Origin of the sequence: Chitinimonas arctica, from assembly GCF_007431345.1 — a bacterium.
GTDB classification, from domain to species: domain Bacteria; phylum Pseudomonadota; class Gammaproteobacteria; order Burkholderiales; family Chitinimonadaceae; genus Chitinimonas; species Chitinimonas arctica.
Window position 1 is genome coordinate 1,138,545 of sequence record NZ_CP041730.1, and the last position, 19,616, is coordinate 1,158,160.

The following is a 19,616-nucleotide window of genomic DNA, read 5'->3' on the forward strand; positions in this document are numbered from 1 at the left end:
CATCCAGACATCCCACTTGCAAATGCTGTTGGCCAGCTGCCTGGCGCTGGGTTGTCTGGTCACGGCCCACGCGGAACCGCGTGGTGCGCTGGTGCCACCGGTGGATGCCATGACCCAGTCGCGCGTGCCCAGCCAGGACGCGCAGGGCAAGGCCGAAAACAAGGTTGCCCAGAAAAGTCCGGCGCCATGCTGCGCATCGGGCAGCCGGAACTGCCCGGCCAAATGCACCAGTCCCTGCGTCAAGCCGCCGGCCAGGAACGGCTATTTCGGCTCGCTATTCGGCCTGCTGGACAGCCGTCCCAGCTGCCCTCGCCGCGATATCGCCGGCAACGACGAAGAGGACACGGCCCCCCTGCCCTCGCCGGACCGGCCGCCCCGGCTGATCTGATGGATTTGGTGCCGAGCTAACTCGGCATCATCAAGCGTACGCCGTAGCCCCCACCCATGACCTCCAGGCTGAACAAGCGATCGATATTGGGATGCTTGCCGGGATGCTTACGGGCATCGTCGGCGTGTTCGCAATACAGCCATTGACCCAATCGGGCGGCTTTCGGGGTGATCGCGCCAAAGTCGCGGAACAGGGCATGATAGACCGCCAGCGAGCCGGCCTGGCCCGGACGGTTCTCGATAATGGCTTCCAGCTTGCCTTCCCGCCATAGCTGCATACCGGCCAGATGATCGATGCGCGGCAGCACCGCCAAGGCATCCTGGAAGGGCAGGCAAGGGGCTTGTTGCAGCAGGTTCTTGCTGGCTTCGCGGAATTTCGGGGCGCGGCTATCGCGCAGCCATTCGAACAGCGCCATCTCGCGCGTCACGATCACCACGCCGGCGGCGGCCGCGCGGGCCAGCGCCGCAGCCTTGTCCTCGCGGCCACGCGCGCCGATGGCATCGCTGACCAGGAAAACCTGCTTCCCCTGGGCCTGTAGTTCCAAAGCAGTTTGCAGTACGCAGACATGCGCTTCGATACCGCAAATCAATACCTGGCTACGTGCTTCGACGGGCGTGTTCCGCAAACAATCGGCGGCCACGCAGGAGAATAAGGTCTTGTCCACCACGGGCGCGTCGGGTGCGGCGCTTTTCAACAAGCCGAGCGTTGCGCCCAGCCCTTGTGGGTATTGCTCCGAAAAGACCACCGGCACGCCATTGAGTTTGGCGGCGTCCAGCAGCCAGCGCATGGACGCAAGCAGGCGGGGGGCGTCGTGAATGGCCGCGATCAGCTTCTCTTGTACGTCCACTACCAGCAGACTACAGTCCTCGGCGCGCATCAGCATGACGGGTCTCCTTACCGTTATCGCAAGGCCTTCATGCTACCTGTCCAGCTCGCCAGGAAAAAGCGGAATCCACCCTACCCGCTTGCCGCCTGGATTATTCCGCCTCATCCATCCAACACAGCTGAATCCCTTCCAGGATTTTTTCGCCGCAATGTTTGGGGTCGTCGTTAAAGCCGTCCAAGGCCAGTACCCATTCCATCAGATCGGTAAAGCGCACCGCCTTGGGGTCGGTATCGGGAAACTTATCCGCGAGGGCGATGGCGATTTCGCGGGAATCGGTCCACTTCATTTTGCTTGCTCCAGTTTGATATCTGCGATCGGGGCGCTGTTCTCGCGTATCAGGCGGGAGGCTGGGACGAGCTATCTGGAGCGTCGGGTGCCGTGGCGTCCTGCGGCTTGGCTGCTTCGGCCGGAGTGCTCTCGGCCGGCTTGGGCGCCACGACGGCCGGCTTGGCTTCCACCACGGCGGGTGGTGGTGGCGCCGAGATCGTGTTCGGTTTCAGCTCCAGCTTTTTCGCCTTGGCCTTCGCCTCGGCAGGCGGCGTATCGCCGTATTGCACGCGGCCGTTCTGGTCTACCCATTTGTAGATATCGGCCGACACGCTAGCCGCCAGGCAAACCAGCAACGCAGGCAGGGCCAAGGCGGTCAGCATGCGGGGGGATTTCGTCGGTAACGTCATATCAGATGTCCCAATCCTTGTCGTGATGCTCACGCGCGTGGTTGATGGTGTATTTGGGGATTTCCACCGTCAGGTCGGACTGGGTGACCACCGCCTGACAGGAAAGCCGCGACAAGGGGGTCAAACCCCAAGCCTTGTCGAGCAGATCATCTTCTTCTTCCTCGCTGGGGGGAAGGCTTTTGAATCCTTCCCGCACGATCACGTGGCAGGTGGTACAGGCGCAGGACTGCTCGCAGGCGTGCTCGATGGCGATATCGTGGACCAGCAAGGCGTTGCAGACGGTTTCGCCGGCTTCGACCTCGAAACGGGCGCCATTGGGGCACAGTTCCTTATGGGGTAATACGGTAATGATGGGCACGTGGCGGCCTCTCTCTGTCTGTCGGCGCCTGACGGCGCCGCTGGGTTTATAGCTCGCTCAGTTTTTGGCCGGCCAGGCCACGCTTGACCGCCGCGTCCATGCGCAAGGCGGCGAACTCGCTGCTGGCCTGGTTCAGCTGCTCGGTCAGTTCGCGCAGGCGTGCGGCGTCGTCCTGCCCGGCGGCAAGCTGCAGTGCCTCCATGGCTTTGGTCAGCTTGTCACGTTCGGCTTGGTCAATCAGCGCACCATCGATCTCCAGCGCGTTGCGGGTGGCCGTCAGCAGGCTATCCGCCTCGACCCGCGCTTCGGCCAGGCCGCGCGCCGCCATATCGTCGGCGGCATGGGACATGGAATCCTGCAGCATGCGGGCGATTTCGTCGTCCGCCAGGCCGTAGGACGGCTTGACCACGATGCTGGTCTCCACCCCGGTGGATTGTTCGCGCGCCGACACCGACAACAAGCCGTCGGCATCCACCTGGAAGGTCACCCGGATGCGCGCCGCACCGGCCACCATGGGCGGGATGCCGCGCAGTTCGAAACGGGCCAGGCTGCGGCAATCGCTGATCAACTCACGCTCGCCCTGCACCACATGGATGGCCATGGCGGTCTGGCCGTCCTTGAAGGTGGTGAACTCCTGGGCCCGGGCGGTAGGGATGGTGCTGTTGCGGGGAATGACCTTCTCGGCCAGGCCGCCCATGGTCTCCAGGCCCAGCGACAGGGGAATCACATCCAGCAGCAACCACTCGTCATCGCCCTTGTTGCCGGCCAGGGCGTTGGCCTGCATGGCGGCGCCCAGGGCGACCACCTTGTCGGGATCGAGATTGGTCAGCGGCTCGCGGCCGAAATGCTCGGCCACCGCGCGGCGCACATGCGGCATGCGGGTAGCACCGCCCACCATCACCACGCCCTTGATATCGTCCAGGCAAAGCTGGGCATCGCGCATGGCCTTGCGGACCGGATTGATGGTCTTCTGCACCAGGTTGGCGGTAATTTGCTGGAAGACTTCCAGGGACAGCACCACATCGACCACGTCGCCGTTTTCCAGCCGGGCCATGATATGGGTGCTGTCATGCTCGGACAGCGCTTCCTTGGCTTCGCGCGCACGCGTCAGCAATAGCCGGGTATCGTGATCGCCCAGGCGGGTCAGGCCTGCCTGTTCCGCCACCCAGCAGAAGATGCGCTGATCGAAATCATCGCCGCCCAGGGCCGAATCGCCCGAGGTCGCCAGCACTTCGAACACGCCACGGCTGAGCCGGAGAATGGATACATCGAAGGTACCGCCGCCAAGATCGTAGATCACATACGTGCCTTCCGAGCCGTTATCCAGGCCGTAGGCGACCGCTGCGGCGGTAGGTTCGTTCAGGAGGCGCAGTACATTGAGGCCGGCCAGCGTGGCGGCATCCTTGGTGGCCTGCCGCTGTGCATCGTCGAAATAGGCCGGCACGGTGATCACCGCGCCCACCAGCTCGCCGCCCAGGCTGGCCTCGGCGCGCAGCTTCAATGCCCGCAGCACATCGGCCGACACGGCGACCGGGCTCTTGTCGCCGGCGACCGTCTTGATCTTGAGCATGCCCGGCGCATCGACGAAGCGGTAAGGCGTAGCGGCGGAATCCGGCAGATCCTTGACGCCGCGCCCCATGAAGCGCTTGACCGACACGATGGTGTTGCGGGGATCCTCGCTCTGCCGCGCCTGTGCGGCATGGCCCACCGTGATCTTGCCGGCCGCGTCGTAATGGACCACCGAAGGCAGCAGGGTGCGGCCCAGCTCGTCGGCCAGCACCACGGCGGAACCACTGCGCACGGTGGCGACCAGCGAGTTGGTGGTACCCAGGTCGATGCCTACCGCCAAACGGTGTTTATGCGGCTCGGCGGCTTGGCCAGGTTCGGCGATTTGGAATAGGGCCATGACGATCTATGCGGCTTCTGTAGTGTTGAGTGGTGGGTGGCTACGCTACTGGTCCAGCAACAGCTCGGTGGCGTCGTCGATTTCGCGCGCCAATTTTTCAAGGAACTTCAGCTTGCGGACCAGCAAGGCCGCTTCGGCATGGTCCTGGCGCGCATCGAGCGCCTCGGACAGTGCCGCTTCCAATAAACGTGTCTCGCCGCGCAGCTCGCCCGCCAATTTCTCCAGGGCAGCCACCTGCTTGTCCGCCCGGGCATCCGCCACGGCCTCGCGCCATTCCATCTGCTGCATCAGAAAGGCGGTGGGCATGCTGGTATTGGTTTCTTCCTGGGTATCCACGCCGGCCAGCTGCAAGAGATAGCGGGCGCGCCCCAGCGGCGACTTCAGGGTCTGGAATGCCTCGTTGACCCGGGTGGCGGCCTGCAGCGACAGGCGCTTGTCGGCATCGCCCAAGCCGGCGGCGCGGTCCGGATGGTAGCGCGACTGCAAGCCGAGATAGGCCGCGTCCAGCGCAGCCCTATCCAACCGGAAGCCGCGCGGCAGTCCGAACAAGGCAAAATGGTCCTGCGAGAAATCAAAAACCATATTCATCCGCCATCATCGCGCCGAACGCCAAAAAGCAGCGCCGCATCAGGGCGGCGCTGTTTTTCTTGGCTTGCTTTGCAGCGGACGGCGAACCACCCCCGCATCGCAAGCGGGCGCTCAGGTATTGAAACTTTCGCCGCAGCCGCACTCGTCCTTGACGTTGGGGTTATTGAACTTGAAACCTTCGTTCAACCCTTCCTTGACGAAATCCAGCTCGGTGCCATCCAGGTAAGGCAGGCTCTTGGCATCGGTAAAGATCTTTACCCCGAAGCTTTCGAACGCCAGGTCGTCGGTCGACGCTTCGTCGACAAACTCCAGCTTGTAAGCCATGCCCGAACAACCGGACGTGCGCACCGCCAGCCGGACACCGACGCCCTTACCGCGCTTGGCGATATATTTGGCGACGTGCCTGGCGGCACTTTCAGACAGGGAAAGACCCATGATCAGCCCTCGTGCTTGGCCTTGTAATCGGCCACCGCAGCCTTGATGGCATCTTCCGCCAGGATGGAGCAGTGGATCTTCACCGGTGGCAGCGCCAATTCTTCGGCGATCTGGGTGTTCTTGATGCTGAGGGCCTGGTCCAGCGTCTTGCCCTTGACCCATTCGGTCACCAGCGAGCTGGAGGCAATGGCCGAGCCGCAGCCATAGGTCTTGAACTTGGCGTCCTCGATGGTGCCGTCGGCAGCCACCTTGATCTGCAGTTTCATCACGTCGCCGCAAGCGGGCGCACCAACCATGCCGGTGCCTACGCTATCGTCGCCCTTTTCGAAGGCGCCCACATTGCGGGGATTTTCGTAGTGGTCGATGACCTTGTCGCTGTATGCCATTTTTCGTACTCCTTGGCGGAACCACCACGGTTCCGCACTTGCTTCGTATCGCCGTCAGGCGAGTGTGTCCGGCTGCGGTTTAATGCGCGGCCCATTGCACGGTGCTGAGATCAACGCCGTCTTTGTACATATCCCACAAGGGGCTCAGTTCGCGCAGCTTGTCGATCTTGCCGCGGATCAGGGCAATGGCGTAGTCGATGTCTTCCACCGTATTGAAGCGGCCGATGGTAAAGCGGATCGAGGAATGCGCCAGTTCGTCGTTGCGGCCCAGGGCGCGCAAGACGTAGGACGGTTCCAGCGAAGCCGAGGTACAGGCGGAACCGGACGATACCGCCAGGTCCTTCAGCGCCATGATCAAGGACTCGCCTTCGACATAGTTGAAGCTGACATTCAGGTTATGCGGCACGCGCTGGTCGCGGTCGCCGTTCAGATAGACCTCTTCCATATCGGCCACGCCGTCCCACAAACGGTCGCGCAGCATGCGGATGCGTGCCAGTTCGGCGCCCATTTCCTCGCGGGCAATGCGGAAGGCCTCGCCCATGCCGACGATCTGGTGGGTCGCCAGGGTACCCGAGCGCATGCCGCGCTCATGGCCGCCACCATGCATCTGCGCTTCCAGCCGCACACGCGGCTTGCGGCGCACGTACAGCGCCCCGATGCCCTTGGGGCCATAGGTCTTGTGCGCGGAAAAACTCATCAGGTCGACCTTGAGCGTGCTCAGGTCGATTTCGATCTTGCCGGTGGCCTGGGCCGCGTCCACGTGGAACAGGATGCCGCGCTCGCGCAGCATCTCGCCGATCTCGGCGATGGGCTGGACCACGCCGATCTCATTGTTGACCGCCATGATGGAGACCAGCACGGTGTCGTCGCGCAAGCTGGCCTTCAGTACGTCCAGATCGACCAGGCCGTTGTCGCGCGGGCTGAGGTAGGTCACCTCGTAGCCTTCGCGCTCCAGTTCGCGCATGGTATCGAGCACAGCCTTGTGCTCGGTCTTCATGGTGATCAGGTGCTTGCCCTTGCTGTCCTTGTAGAAATGCGCGGCGCCCTTGATGGCCAGGTTGTTGGACTCGGTCGCACCCGAGGTCCAGACGATTTCCTTGGCATCGCAGTTCACCAGCTTGGCGATTTCCTCGCGGGCATTCTCTACCGCTTCCTCGGCCGCCCAGCCATAGGCGTGCGAACGACTGGCCGGATTGCCGAACTGCTCGGTCAACCAGGGAATCATTTTCGCGGCGACACGCGGGTCCACCGGCGTGGTGGCGGAATAGTCGAGATAGATCGGCAGTTTCATTTACTACGCTCCATGGCGATACGTCTGTGCCCAGTACGAAGGCGGGTTCGGGTTCCCGGTTTACGACGCTGATGCAAAAGTTCAAACAACACTTCAAGCGCTTGGCATGGCTTCCGGACTGGTTTTGCGCCTGTCGTGCAGCACGCTGCATTCGCTGGACTGGACCGACGGGCACTTGGCGCGCTGCCTTTCGATCAGGTCGCCCAGCGAAACCGAAGCCAGGTACGCATAAATGGTGCGATTGAGATCGGTCCATAAATCGTGCGTCATGCAACGCTTGTTATCTTCCAGGCAGTTTTCCTTGCCGCCGCACTGGGTGGCATCCAGCGGTTCGTCCACCGCGGTGATGATGTCCGCCACCGAGATATCGGCCACCGGCCGTGCCAGGCGGTAACCGCCGCCGGGGCCTCGCACACTGTCCACCAGGCCGTTGCGGCGCAACTTGCCGAACAACTGTTCCAGGTAGGACAGCGAAATATGCTGCCGCTCCGACACGCCAGCCAGCGTAACCGGCCCCTTCTGCTCGCACAGTGCCAGGTCAAGCATTGCCGTCACGGCGAAGCGGCCTTTGGTGGTCAAGCGCATGGAGGGGGTTCCTGCCTGGCGAAGTGAGTAGGGATAAGGCCTAGGATAAAATACCCGACTTTTTTAGTCAACCATATATCCTACTAATTTAGTCAACTATCTTGTTCAAGTAGCCCGCATCGAACTTGTCGGCGGTAGCGCGTTCTTCCGCGCAATTCACGCCCAGTTTTTCCAGATGCTGCAGGATCAATTCGATGCGCGCGTCGATATTGCTGCTGTGGTCCACCAGGCCGTGGATGGCCTGCACGATGGGATCGTCCATCTTGCCGGTGATGGCGTAGGCCGAAAAACCCATCTTCTCGGCACTGGCTTCGCGCGCCTGCGCAACGGTATCCGCGACGATACGGGCCGGGATGCCGACGGCGGTGGCATTGGCCGGCACATCCTTGACCACCACCGCGTTGGAGCCGACCTTGGCGCCGGCATACAGGGTGATCGGTCCCAGCACCTTGGCGCCCGCGCCGATGATCACGCCCCGCTCCAGGGTCGGATGGCGTTTGCCCTTGTTCCAGCTGGTACCACCCAGGGTGACGCCGTGATAAAGCGTGCAATCGTCGCCTATCACCGCCGTCTCGCCCACCACGATACCCATGCCGTGGTCGATAAAGACCCGCCGGCCTATGGTCGCGCCGGGGTGGATCTCGATCCCGGTGAGCCAGCGCGAGCAATGCGATACCCAGCGCCCCAGCCACTTGAAGCCGCTGCGCCATAGCCAATGGGCAATCTGGTGAAAAGTCAGGGCATGCAGGCCCGGGTAACAGGTGATGACTTCCCAGGTCGAGCGGGCGGCAGGGTCGCGGTCGAATACGACCGCTATGTTCTCACGAAGGCGCGCAAGCATGCTGGGTGGGCTCGGGGAAGCGAAAGCTGAGCATTTTACTCGACTATTGTGCGGCGCGGAAAGGCTTCTCGCCCCCATTCGACGCTTCGTGTACACCGAGGTCTGGATGCGGTGTGGCGTTTGCTTCCTCGCTTGCAAAACAACCATCCGCTGCCAATCTCGAAAGTCGCGTTGCGCCAATCTCTCACAGCCTCTCCATCGGCGTGCTTACTGCACACGGATCACACCAAGGAGACAGGAACCATGCTGCCCGCGCTTACTGCCGTACTCCCAGTATCGACCCCAGACTGGACTGGCCGATTGAAGGCGATTACCGATGCAGAGGTGCAAATGTCCATTCAGCGCTTGGCGGAGAATGATCCGACGCTGACACAGCTTAGTCTGTGGAACAAGCAGATCGACGCCAGCGGCGTGCAGGTGCTGGCCGGTGCATTGGCGCAGAACGACTACCTGAACACGCTCAAGCTGGAATGTATCCAGTTCGGCGACAGCGGGGCGCAAGCGCTGGCCAGTGCGCTGGCGCAGAATCACTGCCTGACCTTGCTCGGCGTGGGCATTGCCCCCCCTGCTTGACCACTGACCAATTGGCCGCACAGTTACTGCAACAACAAGCGATCCTATCGGCCAAGGAACAAGAGCTTGAGGATATGCGGCAATCGCTGACGCTACAACAGGCTGCCTTAAGGTCCGCCGAACAGAAATGTAACGAGCTGCAAGGACTCTCTCAAGGTGGAAAGAATAGAAAAAGATAGGGGCGTGACATGACACGCAGCCGGCAAAGCCGCGCCGAAGCCACGGGCGGAACGCATGAAGGTGCAGCCTATAACCAGTGGCTGTCTTGCGAGATTCAGGCAGCCATTAACGATCCCAGGCCCAGCGTCCCGCACGATGAAGTCATGACCGAAATGGACGCAGACATTGCCGCGTTGCCGAAGAAAAGACGCGCGTGACGTATTCGATATACCGCCATCAGCCATGAGGCTATGTATCCATAAATTCCATGGTTTTTACAGAAGTTTTTTAATCGTTTCAGGAAGAAAATTCAATTTTCAAAGAGGAAATTGCCATGAAAAAAATGCTGGCTTCGTTTGCCACCCTTGCGCTTTTATTAACAGGAGGGGTCCACGCCTCTCCGTTGAAATTCGCCAACTCGGCATGGATGTATGATGGCGACAATACCGATCCGGCAAATCCATTAAAACCCACCGTCGGCTTGATGGCCAACGATATTCTCCGCGCGGATGCCGCCATGGGGAATAAACTCGGCATGGTGTATATATACGGCTCGGATATGGAATTGGCAATCAGCGACAGCCAGCACCCCGCCGCCCATTGCGACGTCGCCACGCTGGATGAAAAATGCGGGCTGCAGGTGTATTACAACACGCCCGGCAAACGCGGTTACAACGGCATTGCAAATACGGCGAAATATAAAAATATACTCGAAAGCCGTGGCAAACATTATCTCTACAGTCCCATTATCGATGGCCGTATAGAAAAAGCGAATGCACCCGGCGAAGGCGAACCCTTGCTGGTCGAATTCCCCTACCTCAGCCAGGAAGTCGCCGAACTGTACGCCGACCGGGTCGCTTTCCAGGCTTGCAGCGACGAGAATCTCGACGGCATTCAATTCGATCTTGAACCGGCCTTCAAGGATTACGCCATTGCCAACCCCGATCCAAAACGACGCGGGGAGTATTATTTCTACAAGCGCATTGGGTGGAACTTTGCCGGCAAGAACAATGCCATCCGCACCTGCGTGGATAAGGCCCATCCGGAAGGGCGCTTTTTCTCGGTTTTCGCCTTTGCCAGGAATATCAACCAAGAGGTGAGCGACGCGCTGACCGCACACCAGAACGGTTACTTCATCGATTCACTTTACGATGTAGACCAAGCCGCACCGGGCGGCACGGTCACCACTCCCGACGCTTACAATCGCTTGGTGCAAGACGAAGTAGCACTTATGCTCGCCAAATCCCGGCAATACCATCTTCCCTTCCAATTTGGCGTACCCGCTGCAGCGTCCGTGCATGAATTCGAACGTAGCAAGTCAACCGCCACGAATGGGGAGGTCGTTACCACGTTCCGGCAAATCGACTACCTCACCCATGCCATGCGCGCCGTCAACACCGCGCTAAACGCCCCGGAAAACAAAAGCCTGCCCTTTTTGGGCGTAAGCCTCTGGTCCTTTGAAAAGGGTGGCTCGCCATGGGGTAATGAATTCTACTACCCGCCCACCCCTGGCGATGATGCGCTCGCCCACTTGAAGCAGACCTTGCCCCTGCCGCGTTGAATTTGATTGGGTGGGATCCCGCGCGACGCTAACCCGCGCGGGCCTAAGGCTTATTGGGCCGCAAATCGACCGCCAAGCCGGCCCCCAACACGCCCTCGCCGCGCAGACTCCAGCCACCCAGCTCATCATCGAGCACCAATAGCCAGCGCTGGGAAACCAGCGGCCTAGCCAGCTTGCCGTGCAGCATGCCGTCTTCGCCGGCCCGCAGAATCACAGCCTGATCCTGGCCGGGGCGGGTCGGGTGAGACAAACGCAGGCTGAGCGGGTTGGCTTTGACCGGCATCGGCACCAGCAGGATATGCGCGCCCACGCCGTCCTCGGATACGATCACCTTGGCCGTCACGCCCAGCTTGGCCGCCATACGGTCGCGGGCGATATCCTTGCCGATTTCATTGCCGCGCTTGTAGTAATCGTCGGCCACCAGGCCGTCGTTGCTCTTGACCGCCACGACGATCATCGCGATGCAGCCCACCACGGTGGTGCCAAGCAGACCAAGGAACAACCAGATTACCGGCTGCCGATACCATTTATTCGCGGATGTGTTCATCTGATTTCTATTTGCCTATGAAACTGGATTTCGCGCGCACCTTCAAGTTCAGATCGTCGACCGCCTGCACTTCGAAGTAGATCTTCCTGGAACCACGTGTCGCATATTGCGGTTCTACCTGTACCCGCACGCCGACACTGGCCGAACTGTTGGACGGCAATTCGATCAGCTCGCCCTGGTCGGTCAAGACTTTCATTTCCGGCAGTCCATCGGCACGGATAACGAAGCGGTGCGCTTTTTCATCGGTATTTTCCAGCTGAAGCTGATAGCTGTTCTCCAACAGGCCTTCGTCAGTCTCACGCATCAGCGCATTGCGGTCGCGCGACACGTTGACCGCCAAGGGCAGCTTGAACATCAGCGAGAGCGTGACCCCCACCGTCACCACCAGCAGCACCGCGCCATACATCACCACGCGCGGACGCAGGATATGGTTGACGATCTCGCGCTCAGGATACTTGTGCGCCAGGGCATTCTCGGTGGTGTAGCGCACCAGTCCCCGCGCATAACCCATCTTGTCCATCACGCTATCGCAAGCATCGATGCAGGCGCCGCAGGCGATGCACTCATACTGCAATCCATCGCGGATATCGATGCCGACCGGGCAGACCTGCACGCACAGCTTGCAGTCGATACAGTCGCCCTTGCCTTCGGCCTTGTAGTCTTCGCCCTTGCGACGGCTGCCGCGCGGTTCGCCGCGTTCGGCGTCATAGCTGATCAGCAAGGTATCGGGATCGAACATCGCCCCCTGGAAACGAGCGTAGGGGCACATATATTTGCAAACCTGCTCACGCATCCAGCCGGCATTGCCGTAGGTGGCAAAGCCGTAGAACAGGATCCAGAAGGCTTCCCACGGACCGGTCTGGAAGGCCAGCACCTTGCTGGCCAACTCCCGGATAGGGGTGAAATAGCCCACGAAGGTAAAGCCGGTCCACAGCGCAATCAGAATCCAGATCGCGTGCTTGGTGTACTTGAGGCGCAAACGGCGCCAGTTCATCGGGCCGTTATCCAGCTTGATACGGGCCAGCCTATCCCCTTCCACCCACTTTTCAACCCATAGGAATATCTCGGTGTAGACGGTTTGCGGACAGGAATAGCCGCACCATAGCCGGCCGCCTATCGAGGTCCAGACAAACAGGCCGAACGCGCTCATCGCCAGCAAGGCGGTCAGATAGATAAAGTCCTGCGGCAGGAAGATAAAGCCGAACACATAGAATTTGCGGCCCAGCAGGTCGAACAGCATCATCTGCCGGTCATGTATGTTCAACCACGGTACGCCATAGAAAAACAACTGGGTGGCGACCAGCCAGAACCAGCGCCACTGGGTAAAACGGCCGGTGATCCAGCGCGGGTAGACTTTCTTGTGCTTTTCGTACAGCACCACTTCTTCCAGCTCAACCGGTGTGTCCGCGGGTGTCGCGGGCAGGACCTTGATCGGGATGTTCTTGAAGGACTGTGACATGGCGGGCGCTCAAAGGATTTTCGATAGCCGCCGCAAGCGAGGCTATCGAAAGCCACCTGAAAGGGCGGCATGCTACCCGCCCCTTTATTGCCCTGCCTGCGACCCAAGGTCGCAGGCAGGGTGTCCGACAGTCTTATTTGGCCGCTTGTTCCTTGCTCGACAGGCCATAGACATAGGCAGCCAGCAAATGCACCTTGCCGTCGCCCAACGCCTCTTTCCAGGCCGGCATGCGGTTCTTGCGGCCATTGGTGATGGTTTCGATGAGGGTGTGCTCGCTACCGCCGTACAGCCAGATCTTGTCGGTCAGATTGGGCGCGCCGATCGCTTGGCTACCCTTGCCGTCGGCCTGGTGGCAGGCCACGCAAACCTGCTTGTAAGTCGACTCGCCGCGACCGGCACGTACCGCGTCGTACTGGCGGCTGGCCAGCTTGAGCACGTAATTGGCCACGTCCTTGACCTTTTCTTCGCCGAAAGCCGCACCGAAGGCCGGCATCTGGCCACCGCGACCGTGGTTGATGGTCTCCAGGATCTTGTCCGGCGTACCGCCGTACAGCCAATCCGCATCGGTCAGATTCGGAAAACCCTTGGCGCCGCGCGCGTCTGAACCGTGGCATTGCATGCAATAGGTCAGAAACAGGCTCTGGCCGGACTGGCGGGCTTCCTCGTTCTTGGACAGGGTAGCCACATCCACCTTGATGTACTTGTCGTACAACGGCTTGATGGCGGCCTCCTTGGCCGCCGACTCCGCCTGGTATTGGCCGCTGGACGTCCAGCCCGCCAGACCGGGGAAGGCGCCCAGGCCCGGGAACCAGACCAGGTAGGCCACCGCGATGGCGATGGTGATGTAGAACAAGCCCATCCACCAGCGCGGCAAGGGGTTGTTGTACTCCTCCAGATCCTCGTCCCACTTGTGGCCGGTCACCTGGGCTTTCTGACCCTTGGGCAGCTTGACCTTGCTCTGGGTCCACAGCACATAACCCAGCCAGATCAGGGAAAGCACGACGATGGCGGTAATGTAATAACCCCAAAAGTCGCTGACAAAATCACTCATTTTTCACTCCCGGCCTGCCCATGCGGCAGGTCGTCGTCATTGATAGGCTGCATGGCGGCTTCATCGAAGCCTTTTTGTGCCGGCTTGCCCCAAGCCCAGACAGCAATCGCGAAAAAGCTGAGCAGGCCTGCCACCGTTACGAGGATGCGGAACAGATTGATGTCCATTGGAACTCCTTTTCACAGCGCCAAGGCCGGTGCGCACCAGCGCGCCGGCACCTGTCGCCCTAACGAATACCCTTCAGCGCCAGCCCCAGGCCTTGCAGATAGGCAATGGTGGCGTCCATTTCGGTCTTGCCTTCCACCTGCTTGGGCGCGGCAGCGATTTCGGCATCGGTGTAGGGCACGCCCACCTTGCGCAGCGCGCGCATATTGGCCTGGACGGCGGCCGGATCAAGCTTGGCGCCGGCCAGCCACGGGAAGGCAGGCATGATGGATTCCGGCACGACATCGCGCGGATTGATCAGGTGAACCTCATGCCATTCGTCGGAATAGCGGCCACCGACCCGCGCCAGGTCCGGCCCGGTACGCTTGGAGCCCCACTGGAAGGGGTGGTCGTAGACCGACTCGCCAGCCACCGAATAGTGGCCATAGCGTTCGGTCTCGGCGCGGAAGGGACGGATCATCTGCGAATGGCAGTTGTAGCAGCCCTCGCGGATGTAGATATCGCGGCCCGCCACTTGCAGCGCGGTGTAAGGCTTGACGCCCGCAATCGGTTGCGTGGTCGAACGCGAGAACATCAACGGCAATATCTCGACCATCATGGCCACGCTGATGGTCAGGATCGTGAACACGATCAGATAACCGACGTGCTCCTCGATCATTCTCTGAATTTTTTCCATGTCGATTCCTAGTTACGGCTACGCATGAGCTGCTTGCTGGTGAGGTATGGGCGCATCCACCGCGCGGCCCTGCATGATGGTGCGGGCAACGTTGTAGGCCATCAGGAACATACCGCTCAGATACATGGCGCCGCCGATCATGCGCACCACGTAGTAAGGACCGGTGGCCTTGACCGAATCGATGAAGGCATAGGTCAGGGTGCCGTCTGGATTGGTGGCACGCCACATCACGCCCTGCGTCACACCGGCTACCCACATGGCGGCGATATACAGCACCACGCCCAGGGTGGCGATCCAGAAGTGCGCATCGATCAGGGCGATCGAGTACATCTTTTCGCGGCCGTACAGGCGCGGGATCATGTAATAGATGGAACCGATGGTGATCATGGCCACCCAGCCAAGCGCGCCGGAGTGCACGTGGCCAATGGTCCAGTCGGTGTAATGGCTCAGCGCATTCACCGTCTTCAGCGCCATCATCGGCCCTTCGAAGGTGGACATGCCGTAGAAGGACAAGGCGGTGATCATGAACTTCAGGATCGGGTCGGTACGCAGCTTGTCCCATGCCCCGGACAGTGTCATCACGCCATTGATCATGCCGCCCCAGCTAGGCGCCAGCAGGATGATGGAGAACACCATGCCCAAGGACTGGGTCCAGTCGGGCAAGGCGGTGTAATGCAGATGGTGGGGGCCGGCCCACATATACGTGAAGATCAGCGCCCAGAAGTGGACCACCGACAGGCGATACGAATAGACCGGACGGCCAGCTTGCTTGGGCACGAAGTAATACATCATGCCAAGGAAGGCGGCGGTCAGGAAAAAGCCCACCGCATTGTGGCCGTACCACCATTGCACCATGGCATCCACGGCACCGGAATAGATCGGGTAGGACTTCCACAGCGAAGCCGGCACGGACAGGTGGTTGACGATGTGCAGCAAGGCCACCGCCAGGATAAAGGCGCCGTAGAACCAGTTGGCGACGTAGATATGCTTGATCTTGCGCTTGGCCAGCGTGCCGAAGAACACCACGGCGTACGCTATCCACACCACCGCGATAAGGATGGCGATGGGCCACTCCATCTCGGCGTATTCCTTGCCGGCGGTGATACCCAGCGGGTAGGTGATCATCACCGACACGATGACCAGCTGCCAACCCCAGAAAGTGGCGGCAGCCAGCGTATCGGAAAACAGCCGCACACCGGAGGTGCGCTGCACGACGTAGTACGACGTGGCGAACAGGGCACAACCGCCAAAGGCGAAGATCACCAGGCTGGTGTGCAGTGGACGCAACCGCCCGAAGTGGAAATACGGACCGAGATTCAACTCGGGCCAGGCCAGCTGCGAGGCAATGATCACCCCCATCAGCATGCCGACTATCCCCCACACCACCGTCATGATGCTGAATTGCCGCACCACACGATAGTTGAAGGTCTCCGCCCCGTCATGGGGCTCAAGCGCACGAGTGGCTTGCATGGAACTCTCCGAAAACACAAAAAATCCGGTGTTAAATATAATCCCGGCCGAACACGAAATAGGCTGCGCACGGCGACAGCTGTCGTCGTGTTTTTCTCTCCGTGCCGGTCTTGGCTAATCGAGGAATGGTCCGGCGAACCGGCCTGTGCGGCGAAGCGTAAGCACTTCGACCGCATCCTCTCTTCTTGAATGTATTTGCTAGCGAACGAAAGCCCGAACAAGAGCCCGTGCGCTTGAAAGGGATGGTGTTGAGCTGATGCAATGCAGCAATTTTACAGCCATGCGGGCAGTAGGGGCAATTGAGCAATTGCTCTGAAAACCGCATGACAGCAGGACCTGGGCAAAAGGGAGGATATATTGCCTAGCCGCCGCGCCGCTATTGGCGTAAACGCTATTGCCAGCCAAGCCTGAATTTGCCCGGCCGCGCGGAGGACTTCCCTGACCATAGACGGCATAGTGCCGGTTGGAAAGCGCCGGTAACCGCCGGTAACAAGCTTCCGACGAATGCTTACGGCCCACGTTAGCAAAACACCCGGCATCGCCGGGTGTCGCACTCAAGCCAAACCGTCAGCAAGACAGCTTAGTGATGATGGCCATGCTCGCCATGCACGTGGCCGTGGTCCAGCTCTTCCTTGCTGGCCGCGCGGGCTTCCAGCACGGTGGCGACAAAGCGCAGGCGCTTGCCGGCCATCGGGTGATTGCCATCGACCACGACCTTGCCGTCGGCGATTTCGGTCACGGTGAACAGCATCACTTCGTCGCTATCGGGATCATCGGCTTCGAACATCATGCCTACTTCGAGTTCTTCCGGGAACGCATCCTGCGGCTCGATGCGTACCAGTTCGGCATCGTATTCGCCGAAGGCATCATCGGGTTCCATCGTGACATCGATCTTGTCGCCAACCTTCTTGCCATGCAGGGCTTCTTCCACGACCGGGAAGATACCGTCGTAGCCGCCGTGCAGGTAGACCATGGGCTCATCGGCCGAAGTCTGGTCGAGCAGGTTGTTTTCGGCATCGAACATTTCATAGCTCAGGGTAACAACGGTGTTCTTGGCGATTTCCATGAGGGAGCTTTCTTGGGAGACGCTAGGCGTCGAGTTGCTGGATGAGTTTGAGCACGTCTGCGGCATGACCGCGTGGTGTGACGTTGTAGAGCGCATGACGCAACGTGCCGCTGCGATCAACGATAAAGGTCGACCTGATAGTGCCGAATTTTACCACGCCATTGCGCTCGACTTGCCGCAGAGTGTGATACTGGCGCGATACTTCGGTTTCCGAATCCGACAACAATCTCACCATCAGGCCATGTTTATCGCGAAAAATTTCATGGCATAGCGGATCGTCCAGGCTGACACCCAGCACCACCGCGTTCAGCTTGCTGAAACGATCTGCCAGGTCGGAGAACTCAATGGCCTCCACCGTACAGCCGGGATCGTCGTCGCGATGATAGAAATAAAGTACGACCTGTTTGCTGCCACGATAGTCGGATAATTTGACGATATCCATGGCGGCATCGGGCAATTCGAAATCGGGTGCGGGCCAACCTGCTTCCAACATGTTACCTCCGAGAAGTGCCTCCTGCTGCGTGGCCGGGCAACGAATGCGATAATCCGGGCCATCTCACTTTTTCCCTGTATAGCTCACATGCCCATTTCGCCACTCGGGAATCTGACGGCCGAGCAGTTTCTTGCCGAATATTGGCAAAAAAAACCGCTGCTGATCCGCCAGGCCGTCACGCAATTCGACTGGTTGCCGGAACTGTCCGACCTGCTTGAACTGGCTAGCCAGGACGACGTCGAATCGCGCCTGATCGAACGAAAGAACAATCGCTGGTCCTGCGAGTCGGGTCCCTTTCGGCCCAGCCGCCTGAAGAAGCTGGCGAACAACGACTGGACCGTGCTGGTTCAGAACGTCAATCACCATGTGCCGTTTGCCGCCGAACTGCTGTACCGCTTCGATTTCATCCCGCATGTGCGGCTGGACGACCTGATGGTCAGCTACGCCCCGCCCGGCGGCGGCGTCGGCCCTCATTTCGACAGTTACGACGTATTTCTGTTGCAGGTCGCCGGCAAAAAGCGCTGGCGCATCTCGGCGCAATCGGACCTCAGCCTGGAGCCGGACTCGCCGCTAAAGATACTGCGGAATTTCCAGCCCGAACAGGAGTGGGTGCTGGAACACGGCGATATGCTCTATCTACCGCCGCACTACGCCCATGATGGTGTCGCCCTGGAGGCCGGGCAGACCTGGTCCATCGGTTTTCGCGCGCCCAGCGCGCAGGAAATGGGCGGCGCTTTCCTCGATTTCCTGCGCGACCATATCGAGCTGCCGGGCGCCTATGCCGACCCCGGCCTGCAACGCCCGCACGACCCGGCCAGCCTGCCGCCCGCCTTTGTCGAACAGGTGGCCACCATGCTGCAAGGCATTCGCTGGGATGAAGCCACCGTGCGCGAATTTATCGGCCGCTACTTCAGCGAACCGAAATCGCATGTGTTCTACGATGGTCCGGAAGATGACCTGGATGAGGAAGATTTCGACCAGGCCGTCGGTCGAAGAGGGCTTGTACTCGACCTGAAATCGGTCATGCTGTTCGACGAGAATCGTTTCTTTATCAACGGCGAACCGCTCGCCACCGACCCCGCCGCCGCGACCGCGCTGCGGCGCCTGGCCAATACCCGCCGCCTGCCCGCCGCGCGCTACGATGCCGCCGCGCTAGCCGCGCTTTACGATTGTTATCAGAACGGATACCTGCACCTTGGCTAAATACGCCTTCCCCACCGACTGCCCTTGCGGTAGCGGCAAACCCTACAAAGACTGCTGCTTCATGTACCACATGGAGAAGATCCACGCCCCCACGCCGGAAGCCCTGATGCGCTCGCGCTACGCGGCCTATGTGCTGAAAAAAGCCGACTATCTGCTGTACAGCTGGCATCCCGACACCCGCCCGGCCGAACTGGACCTGAAGGACGACAATGTGAAATGGGCCGGGCTGCAGATCATCAGCACCGAACTGGGGCCGGATGGCATCGAGGGCACGGTTGAATTCGTCGCCAAGTACAAGGTAGGCGGCCGCGCTGCCAAGATCGCCGAGAAAAGCCACTTTGTCCGCCAGGGCGCACGCTGGTACTACGTGGACGGAGAAGTGGAAGAATGAAGATCCGGCAAGCGGCGCCGGAGGATGCCGCCATGCTGGGCAGCCTGTATCGCGAACTGGTCGACAATCCGGCCGTCCAGGTGGTGCCCGCCCGGCTGGCCACACTGGCCGCCGATCCCGGCCACCAGCTGCTGGTGGTGGAAGACGGCGGCAAGCTGCTGGCAACGGCACACTTGATATTCTGCGCCGATGCGATGTTCGGTGAGCAGTTCTACGCCTTGCTGGAAAACGTCGTGGTCAGCCGGGACGCGCGCGGTCATGGCGTCGGCACCCGTTTGTTCCGGCATATCGAACTGCTTGCCCGGCAAGCCAATTGCTCCAAGGTCATGTTGCTGAGCGGGGCTGATCGCAGCGATGCGCACCGCTTCTTCGCCAGCCAGGGTTATTCCGGCGACCGCAAGCGCGGTTTCGTGAAATACCGCAGCCAATTCGCACCGGTTGCCTGAACCTCTTTTCCAGAT

26 protein-coding genes are annotated in these 19,616 nt (G+C 60.5%); 7 read left to right on the plus strand and 19 right to left on the minus strand.

Features of this window, described 5'->3' with window-relative positions; translation table 11 throughout:
• Window positions 1-16 precede the first annotated feature (16 nt).
• On the plus strand, window positions 17-388 hold the full coding sequence (locus tag FNU76_RS04980; RefSeq protein ID WP_143856678.1) for a hypothetical protein: 372 nt from the start codon (window positions 17-19) through the stop codon (window positions 386-388).
• Between the two features lie 16 nt (window positions 389-404).
• Here the strand turns inward: FNU76_RS04980 and FNU76_RS04985 are convergent, their stop codons facing one another.
• From FNU76_RS04985 to cysE, 11 genes are all read right to left on the minus strand, one after another.
• The gene (locus FNU76_RS04985) at window positions 405-1,271 is read right to left on the minus strand and encodes an isochorismatase family protein (RefSeq protein WP_143856679.1); all 867 of its coding nucleotides are present in this window, start codon (window positions 1,269-1,271) and stop codon (window positions 405-407) included.
• Window positions 1,272-1,365: 94 nt separating this feature from the next.
• On the minus strand, window positions 1,366-1,560 hold the full coding sequence (gene iscX, locus FNU76_RS04990) for a Fe-S cluster assembly protein IscX (RefSeq protein ID WP_143856680.1): 195 nt from the start codon (window positions 1,558-1,560) through the stop codon (window positions 1,366-1,368).
• A gap of 49 nt (window positions 1,561-1,609) precedes the next feature.
• Complete coding sequence (locus tag FNU76_RS04995; protein WP_179958354.1) at window positions 1,610-1,951, minus strand: DUF4124 domain-containing protein; 342 nt, start codon at window positions 1,949-1,951, stop codon at window positions 1,610-1,612.
• Window position 1,952: 1 nt separating this feature from the next.
• Window positions 1,953-2,309: an ISC system 2Fe-2S type ferredoxin gene (gene fdx / locus FNU76_RS05000; protein ID WP_143856682.1), complete on the minus strand. Its 357-nt coding sequence runs from the start codon at window positions 2,307-2,309 to the stop codon at window positions 1,953-1,955.
• Between the two features lie 46 nt (window positions 2,310-2,355).
• A complete protein-coding gene (gene hscA, locus FNU76_RS05005) occupies window positions 2,356-4,215 on the minus strand; it encodes a Fe-S protein assembly chaperone HscA (RefSeq protein ID WP_143856683.1) in 1,860 nt (619 codons plus the stop codon).
• A gap of 45 nt (window positions 4,216-4,260) precedes the next feature.
• Complete coding sequence (gene hscB, locus FNU76_RS05010; protein WP_143856684.1) at window positions 4,261-4,797, minus strand: Fe-S protein assembly co-chaperone HscB; 537 nt, start codon at window positions 4,795-4,797, stop codon at window positions 4,261-4,263.
• 117 nt (window positions 4,798-4,914) lie between these two features.
• Window positions 4,915-5,238, minus strand: a complete 324-nt coding sequence (gene iscA, locus FNU76_RS05015) for an iron-sulfur cluster assembly protein IscA (protein ID WP_143856685.1) — start codon at window positions 5,236-5,238, stop codon at window positions 4,915-4,917.
• A 2-nt stretch (window positions 5,239-5,240) separates the two neighbouring features.
• Complete coding sequence (gene iscU, locus FNU76_RS05020; protein ID WP_143856686.1) at window positions 5,241-5,624, minus strand: Fe-S cluster assembly scaffold IscU; 384 nt, start codon at window positions 5,622-5,624, stop codon at window positions 5,241-5,243.
• A 79-nt stretch (window positions 5,625-5,703) separates the two neighbouring features.
• The gene (locus FNU76_RS05025) at window positions 5,704-6,915 is read right to left on the minus strand and encodes an IscS subfamily cysteine desulfurase (protein WP_143856687.1); all 1,212 of its coding nucleotides are present in this window, start codon (window positions 6,913-6,915) and stop codon (window positions 5,704-5,706) included.
• Window positions 6,916-7,008: 93 nt separating this feature from the next.
• Complete coding sequence (iscR, locus tag FNU76_RS05030; RefSeq protein WP_143856688.1) at window positions 7,009-7,500, minus strand: Fe-S cluster assembly transcriptional regulator IscR; 492 nt, start codon at window positions 7,498-7,500, stop codon at window positions 7,009-7,011.
• 88 nt (window positions 7,501-7,588) lie between these two features.
• Window positions 7,589-8,341 (minus strand): serine O-acetyltransferase, encoded by a 753-nt coding sequence (cysE, locus tag FNU76_RS05035; protein ID WP_143856689.1) that lies wholly within the window; start codon window positions 8,339-8,341, stop codon window positions 7,589-7,591.
• 330 nt (window positions 8,342-8,671) lie between these two features.
• On the opposite strand from cysE, the gene FNU76_RS05040 reads away from it, so the two are divergent.
• The 3 genes from FNU76_RS05040 to FNU76_RS05050 all read left to right on the plus strand — a co-directional run bounded on the left by FNU76_RS05040 (window position 8,672) and on the right by FNU76_RS05050 (window position 10,634).
• Window positions 8,672-8,914, plus strand: a complete 243-nt coding sequence (locus FNU76_RS05040; protein WP_143856690.1) for a hypothetical protein — start codon at window positions 8,672-8,674, stop codon at window positions 8,912-8,914.
• 188 nt (window positions 8,915-9,102) lie between these two features.
• Window positions 9,103-9,291, plus strand: a complete 189-nt coding sequence (gene relB, locus FNU76_RS05045) for a type II toxin-antitoxin system RelB family antitoxin (protein ID WP_143856691.1) — start codon at window positions 9,103-9,105, stop codon at window positions 9,289-9,291.
• Between the two features lie 116 nt (window positions 9,292-9,407).
• A complete protein-coding gene (locus tag FNU76_RS05050; RefSeq protein WP_143856692.1) occupies window positions 9,408-10,634 on the plus strand; it encodes a hypothetical protein in 1,227 nt (408 codons plus the stop codon).
• Between the two features lie 43 nt (window positions 10,635-10,677).
• Here the strand turns inward: FNU76_RS05050 and FNU76_RS05055 are convergent, their stop codons facing one another.
• From FNU76_RS05055 to FNU76_RS05090, 8 genes are all read right to left on the minus strand, one after another.
• Window positions 10,678-11,181 carry a FixH family protein gene (locus FNU76_RS05055; RefSeq protein WP_143856693.1) on the minus strand — a complete coding sequence of 168 codons (504 nt, stop codon included), beginning with the start codon at window positions 11,179-11,181 and terminating at the stop codon, window positions 10,678-10,680.
• Window positions 11,182-11,188: 7 nt separating this feature from the next.
• Complete coding sequence (gene ccoG / locus FNU76_RS05060; RefSeq protein WP_143856694.1) at window positions 11,189-12,640, minus strand: cytochrome c oxidase accessory protein CcoG; 1,452 nt, start codon at window positions 12,638-12,640, stop codon at window positions 11,189-11,191.
• Between the two features lie 133 nt (window positions 12,641-12,773).
• A complete protein-coding gene (gene ccoP, locus FNU76_RS05065; RefSeq protein WP_143856695.1) occupies window positions 12,774-13,691 on the minus strand; it encodes a cytochrome-c oxidase, cbb3-type subunit III in 918 nt (305 codons plus the stop codon).
• Complete coding sequence (locus tag FNU76_RS05070; protein ID WP_143856696.1) at window positions 13,688-13,858, minus strand: cbb3-type cytochrome oxidase subunit 3; 171 nt, start codon at window positions 13,856-13,858, stop codon at window positions 13,688-13,690. The genes ccoP and FNU76_RS05070 overlap by 4 nt, the downstream gene beginning before the upstream one ends.
• 59 nt (window positions 13,859-13,917) lie before the next feature.
• Window positions 13,918-14,532, minus strand: coding sequence for a cytochrome-c oxidase, cbb3-type subunit II (ccoO, locus tag FNU76_RS05075; protein ID WP_143856697.1), 615 nt, complete (start codon window positions 14,530-14,532; stop codon window positions 13,918-13,920).
• Window positions 14,533-14,550: 18 nt separating this feature from the next.
• A complete protein-coding gene (ccoN, locus tag FNU76_RS05080; RefSeq protein WP_143856698.1) occupies window positions 14,551-16,002 on the minus strand; it encodes a cytochrome-c oxidase, cbb3-type subunit I in 1,452 nt (483 codons plus the stop codon).
• Window positions 16,003-16,582: 580 nt separating this feature from the next.
• Window positions 16,583-17,068 carry an FKBP-type peptidyl-prolyl cis-trans isomerase gene (locus FNU76_RS05085; protein ID WP_143856699.1) on the minus strand — a complete coding sequence of 162 codons (486 nt, stop codon included), beginning with the start codon at window positions 17,066-17,068 and terminating at the stop codon, window positions 16,583-16,585.
• Between the two features lie 22 nt (window positions 17,069-17,090).
• Window positions 17,091-17,561 carry a peroxiredoxin gene (locus FNU76_RS05090; protein WP_143856700.1) on the minus strand — a complete coding sequence of 157 codons (471 nt, stop codon included), beginning with the start codon at window positions 17,559-17,561 and terminating at the stop codon, window positions 17,091-17,093.
• A gap of 87 nt (window positions 17,562-17,648) precedes the next feature.
• Here FNU76_RS05090 and FNU76_RS05095 point away from each other — a divergent pair, with 87 nt between their 5' ends.
• Genes FNU76_RS05095 through FNU76_RS05105 form a run of 3 tightly spaced genes read left to right on the plus strand, consistent with a single transcriptional unit; the run spans window position 17,649 to window position 19,601 of the window.
• Complete coding sequence (locus tag FNU76_RS05095) at window positions 17,649-18,764, plus strand: cupin domain-containing protein (protein ID WP_143856701.1); 1,116 nt, start codon at window positions 17,649-17,651, stop codon at window positions 18,762-18,764.
• Window positions 18,757-19,155 carry a YchJ family protein gene (locus FNU76_RS05100; RefSeq protein ID WP_223879230.1) on the plus strand — a complete coding sequence of 133 codons (399 nt, stop codon included), beginning with the start codon at window positions 18,757-18,759 and terminating at the stop codon, window positions 19,153-19,155. Before FNU76_RS05095 ends, FNU76_RS05100 begins: the two co-directional genes overlap by 8 nt.
• Complete coding sequence (locus FNU76_RS05105; protein WP_143856702.1) at window positions 19,152-19,601, plus strand: GNAT family N-acetyltransferase; 450 nt, start codon at window positions 19,152-19,154, stop codon at window positions 19,599-19,601. The genes FNU76_RS05100 and FNU76_RS05105 overlap by 4 nt, the downstream gene beginning before the upstream one ends.
• The last annotated feature ends 15 nt before the right edge of the window (window positions 19,602-19,616 follow it).

Coding starts and splice junctions, on each gene's coding strand:
- FNU76_RS04995 (WP_179958354.1), bottom strand. CDS start 1,951: ATGACGTTACCGACGAAATCCCCCCGCATGCTGACCGCCTTGGCCCTG.
- FNU76_RS05090 (WP_143856700.1), bottom strand. CDS start 17,561: ATGTTGGAAGCAGGTTGGCCCGCACCCGATTTCGAATTGCCCGATGCC.
- iscU (WP_143856686.1), bottom strand. CDS start 5,624: ATGGCATACAGCGACAAGGTCATCGACCACTACGAAAATCCCCGCAAT.
- FNU76_RS05050 (WP_143856692.1), top strand. CDS start 9,408: ATGAAAAAAATGCTGGCTTCGTTTGCCACCCTTGCGCTTTTATTAACA.
- ccoP (WP_143856695.1), bottom strand. CDS start 13,691: ATGAGTGATTTTGTCAGCGACTTTTGGGGTTATTACATTACCGCCATC.
- FNU76_RS05070 (WP_143856696.1), bottom strand. CDS start 13,858: ATGGACATCAATCTGTTCCGCATCCTCGTAACGGTGGCAGGCCTGCTC.
- FNU76_RS05095 (WP_143856701.1), top strand. CDS start 17,649: ATGCCCATTTCGCCACTCGGGAATCTGACGGCCGAGCAGTTTCTTGCC.
- FNU76_RS05105 (WP_143856702.1), top strand. CDS start 19,152: ATGAAGATCCGGCAAGCGGCGCCGGAGGATGCCGCCATGCTGGGCAGC.
- ccoO (WP_143856697.1), bottom strand. CDS start 14,532: ATGGAAAAAATTCAGAGAATGATCGAGGAGCACGTCGGTTATCTGATC.
- FNU76_RS05025 (WP_143856687.1), bottom strand. CDS start 6,915: ATGAAACTGCCGATCTATCTCGACTATTCCGCCACCACGCCGGTGGAC.
- hscB (WP_143856684.1), bottom strand. CDS start 4,797: ATGGTTTTTGATTTCTCGCAGGACCATTTTGCCTTGTTCGGACTGCCG.
- FNU76_RS05040 (WP_143856690.1), top strand. CDS start 8,672: ATGTCCATTCAGCGCTTGGCGGAGAATGATCCGACGCTGACACAGCTT.
- FNU76_RS05055 (WP_143856693.1), bottom strand. CDS start 11,181: ATGAACACATCCGCGAATAAATGGTATCGGCAGCCGGTAATCTGGTTG.
- FNU76_RS05085 (WP_143856699.1), bottom strand. CDS start 17,068: ATGGAAATCGCCAAGAACACCGTTGTTACCCTGAGCTATGAAATGTTC.
- hscA (WP_143856683.1), bottom strand. CDS start 4,215: ATGGCCCTATTCCAAATCGCCGAACCTGGCCAAGCCGCCGAGCCGCAT.
- iscX (WP_143856680.1), bottom strand. CDS start 1,560: ATGAAGTGGACCGATTCCCGCGAAATCGCCATCGCCCTCGCGGATAAG.
- ccoG (WP_143856694.1), bottom strand. CDS start 12,640: ATGTCACAGTCCTTCAAGAACATCCCGATCAAGGTCCTGCCCGCGACA.
- iscR (WP_143856688.1), bottom strand. CDS start 7,500: ATGCGCTTGACCACCAAAGGCCGCTTCGCCGTGACGGCAATGCTTGAC.
- relB (WP_143856691.1), top strand. CDS start 9,103: ATGACACGCAGCCGGCAAAGCCGCGCCGAAGCCACGGGCGGAACGCAT.
- ccoN (WP_143856698.1), bottom strand. CDS start 16,002: ATGCAAGCCACTCGTGCGCTTGAGCCCCATGACGGGGCGGAGACCTTC.
- cysE (WP_143856689.1), bottom strand. CDS start 8,341: ATGCTTGCGCGCCTTCGTGAGAACATAGCGGTCGTATTCGACCGCGAC.
- iscA (WP_143856685.1), bottom strand. CDS start 5,238: ATGGGTCTTTCCCTGTCTGAAAGTGCCGCCAGGCACGTCGCCAAATAT.
- FNU76_RS04985 (WP_143856679.1), bottom strand. CDS start 1,271: ATGCTGATGCGCGCCGAGGACTGTAGTCTGCTGGTAGTGGACGTACAA.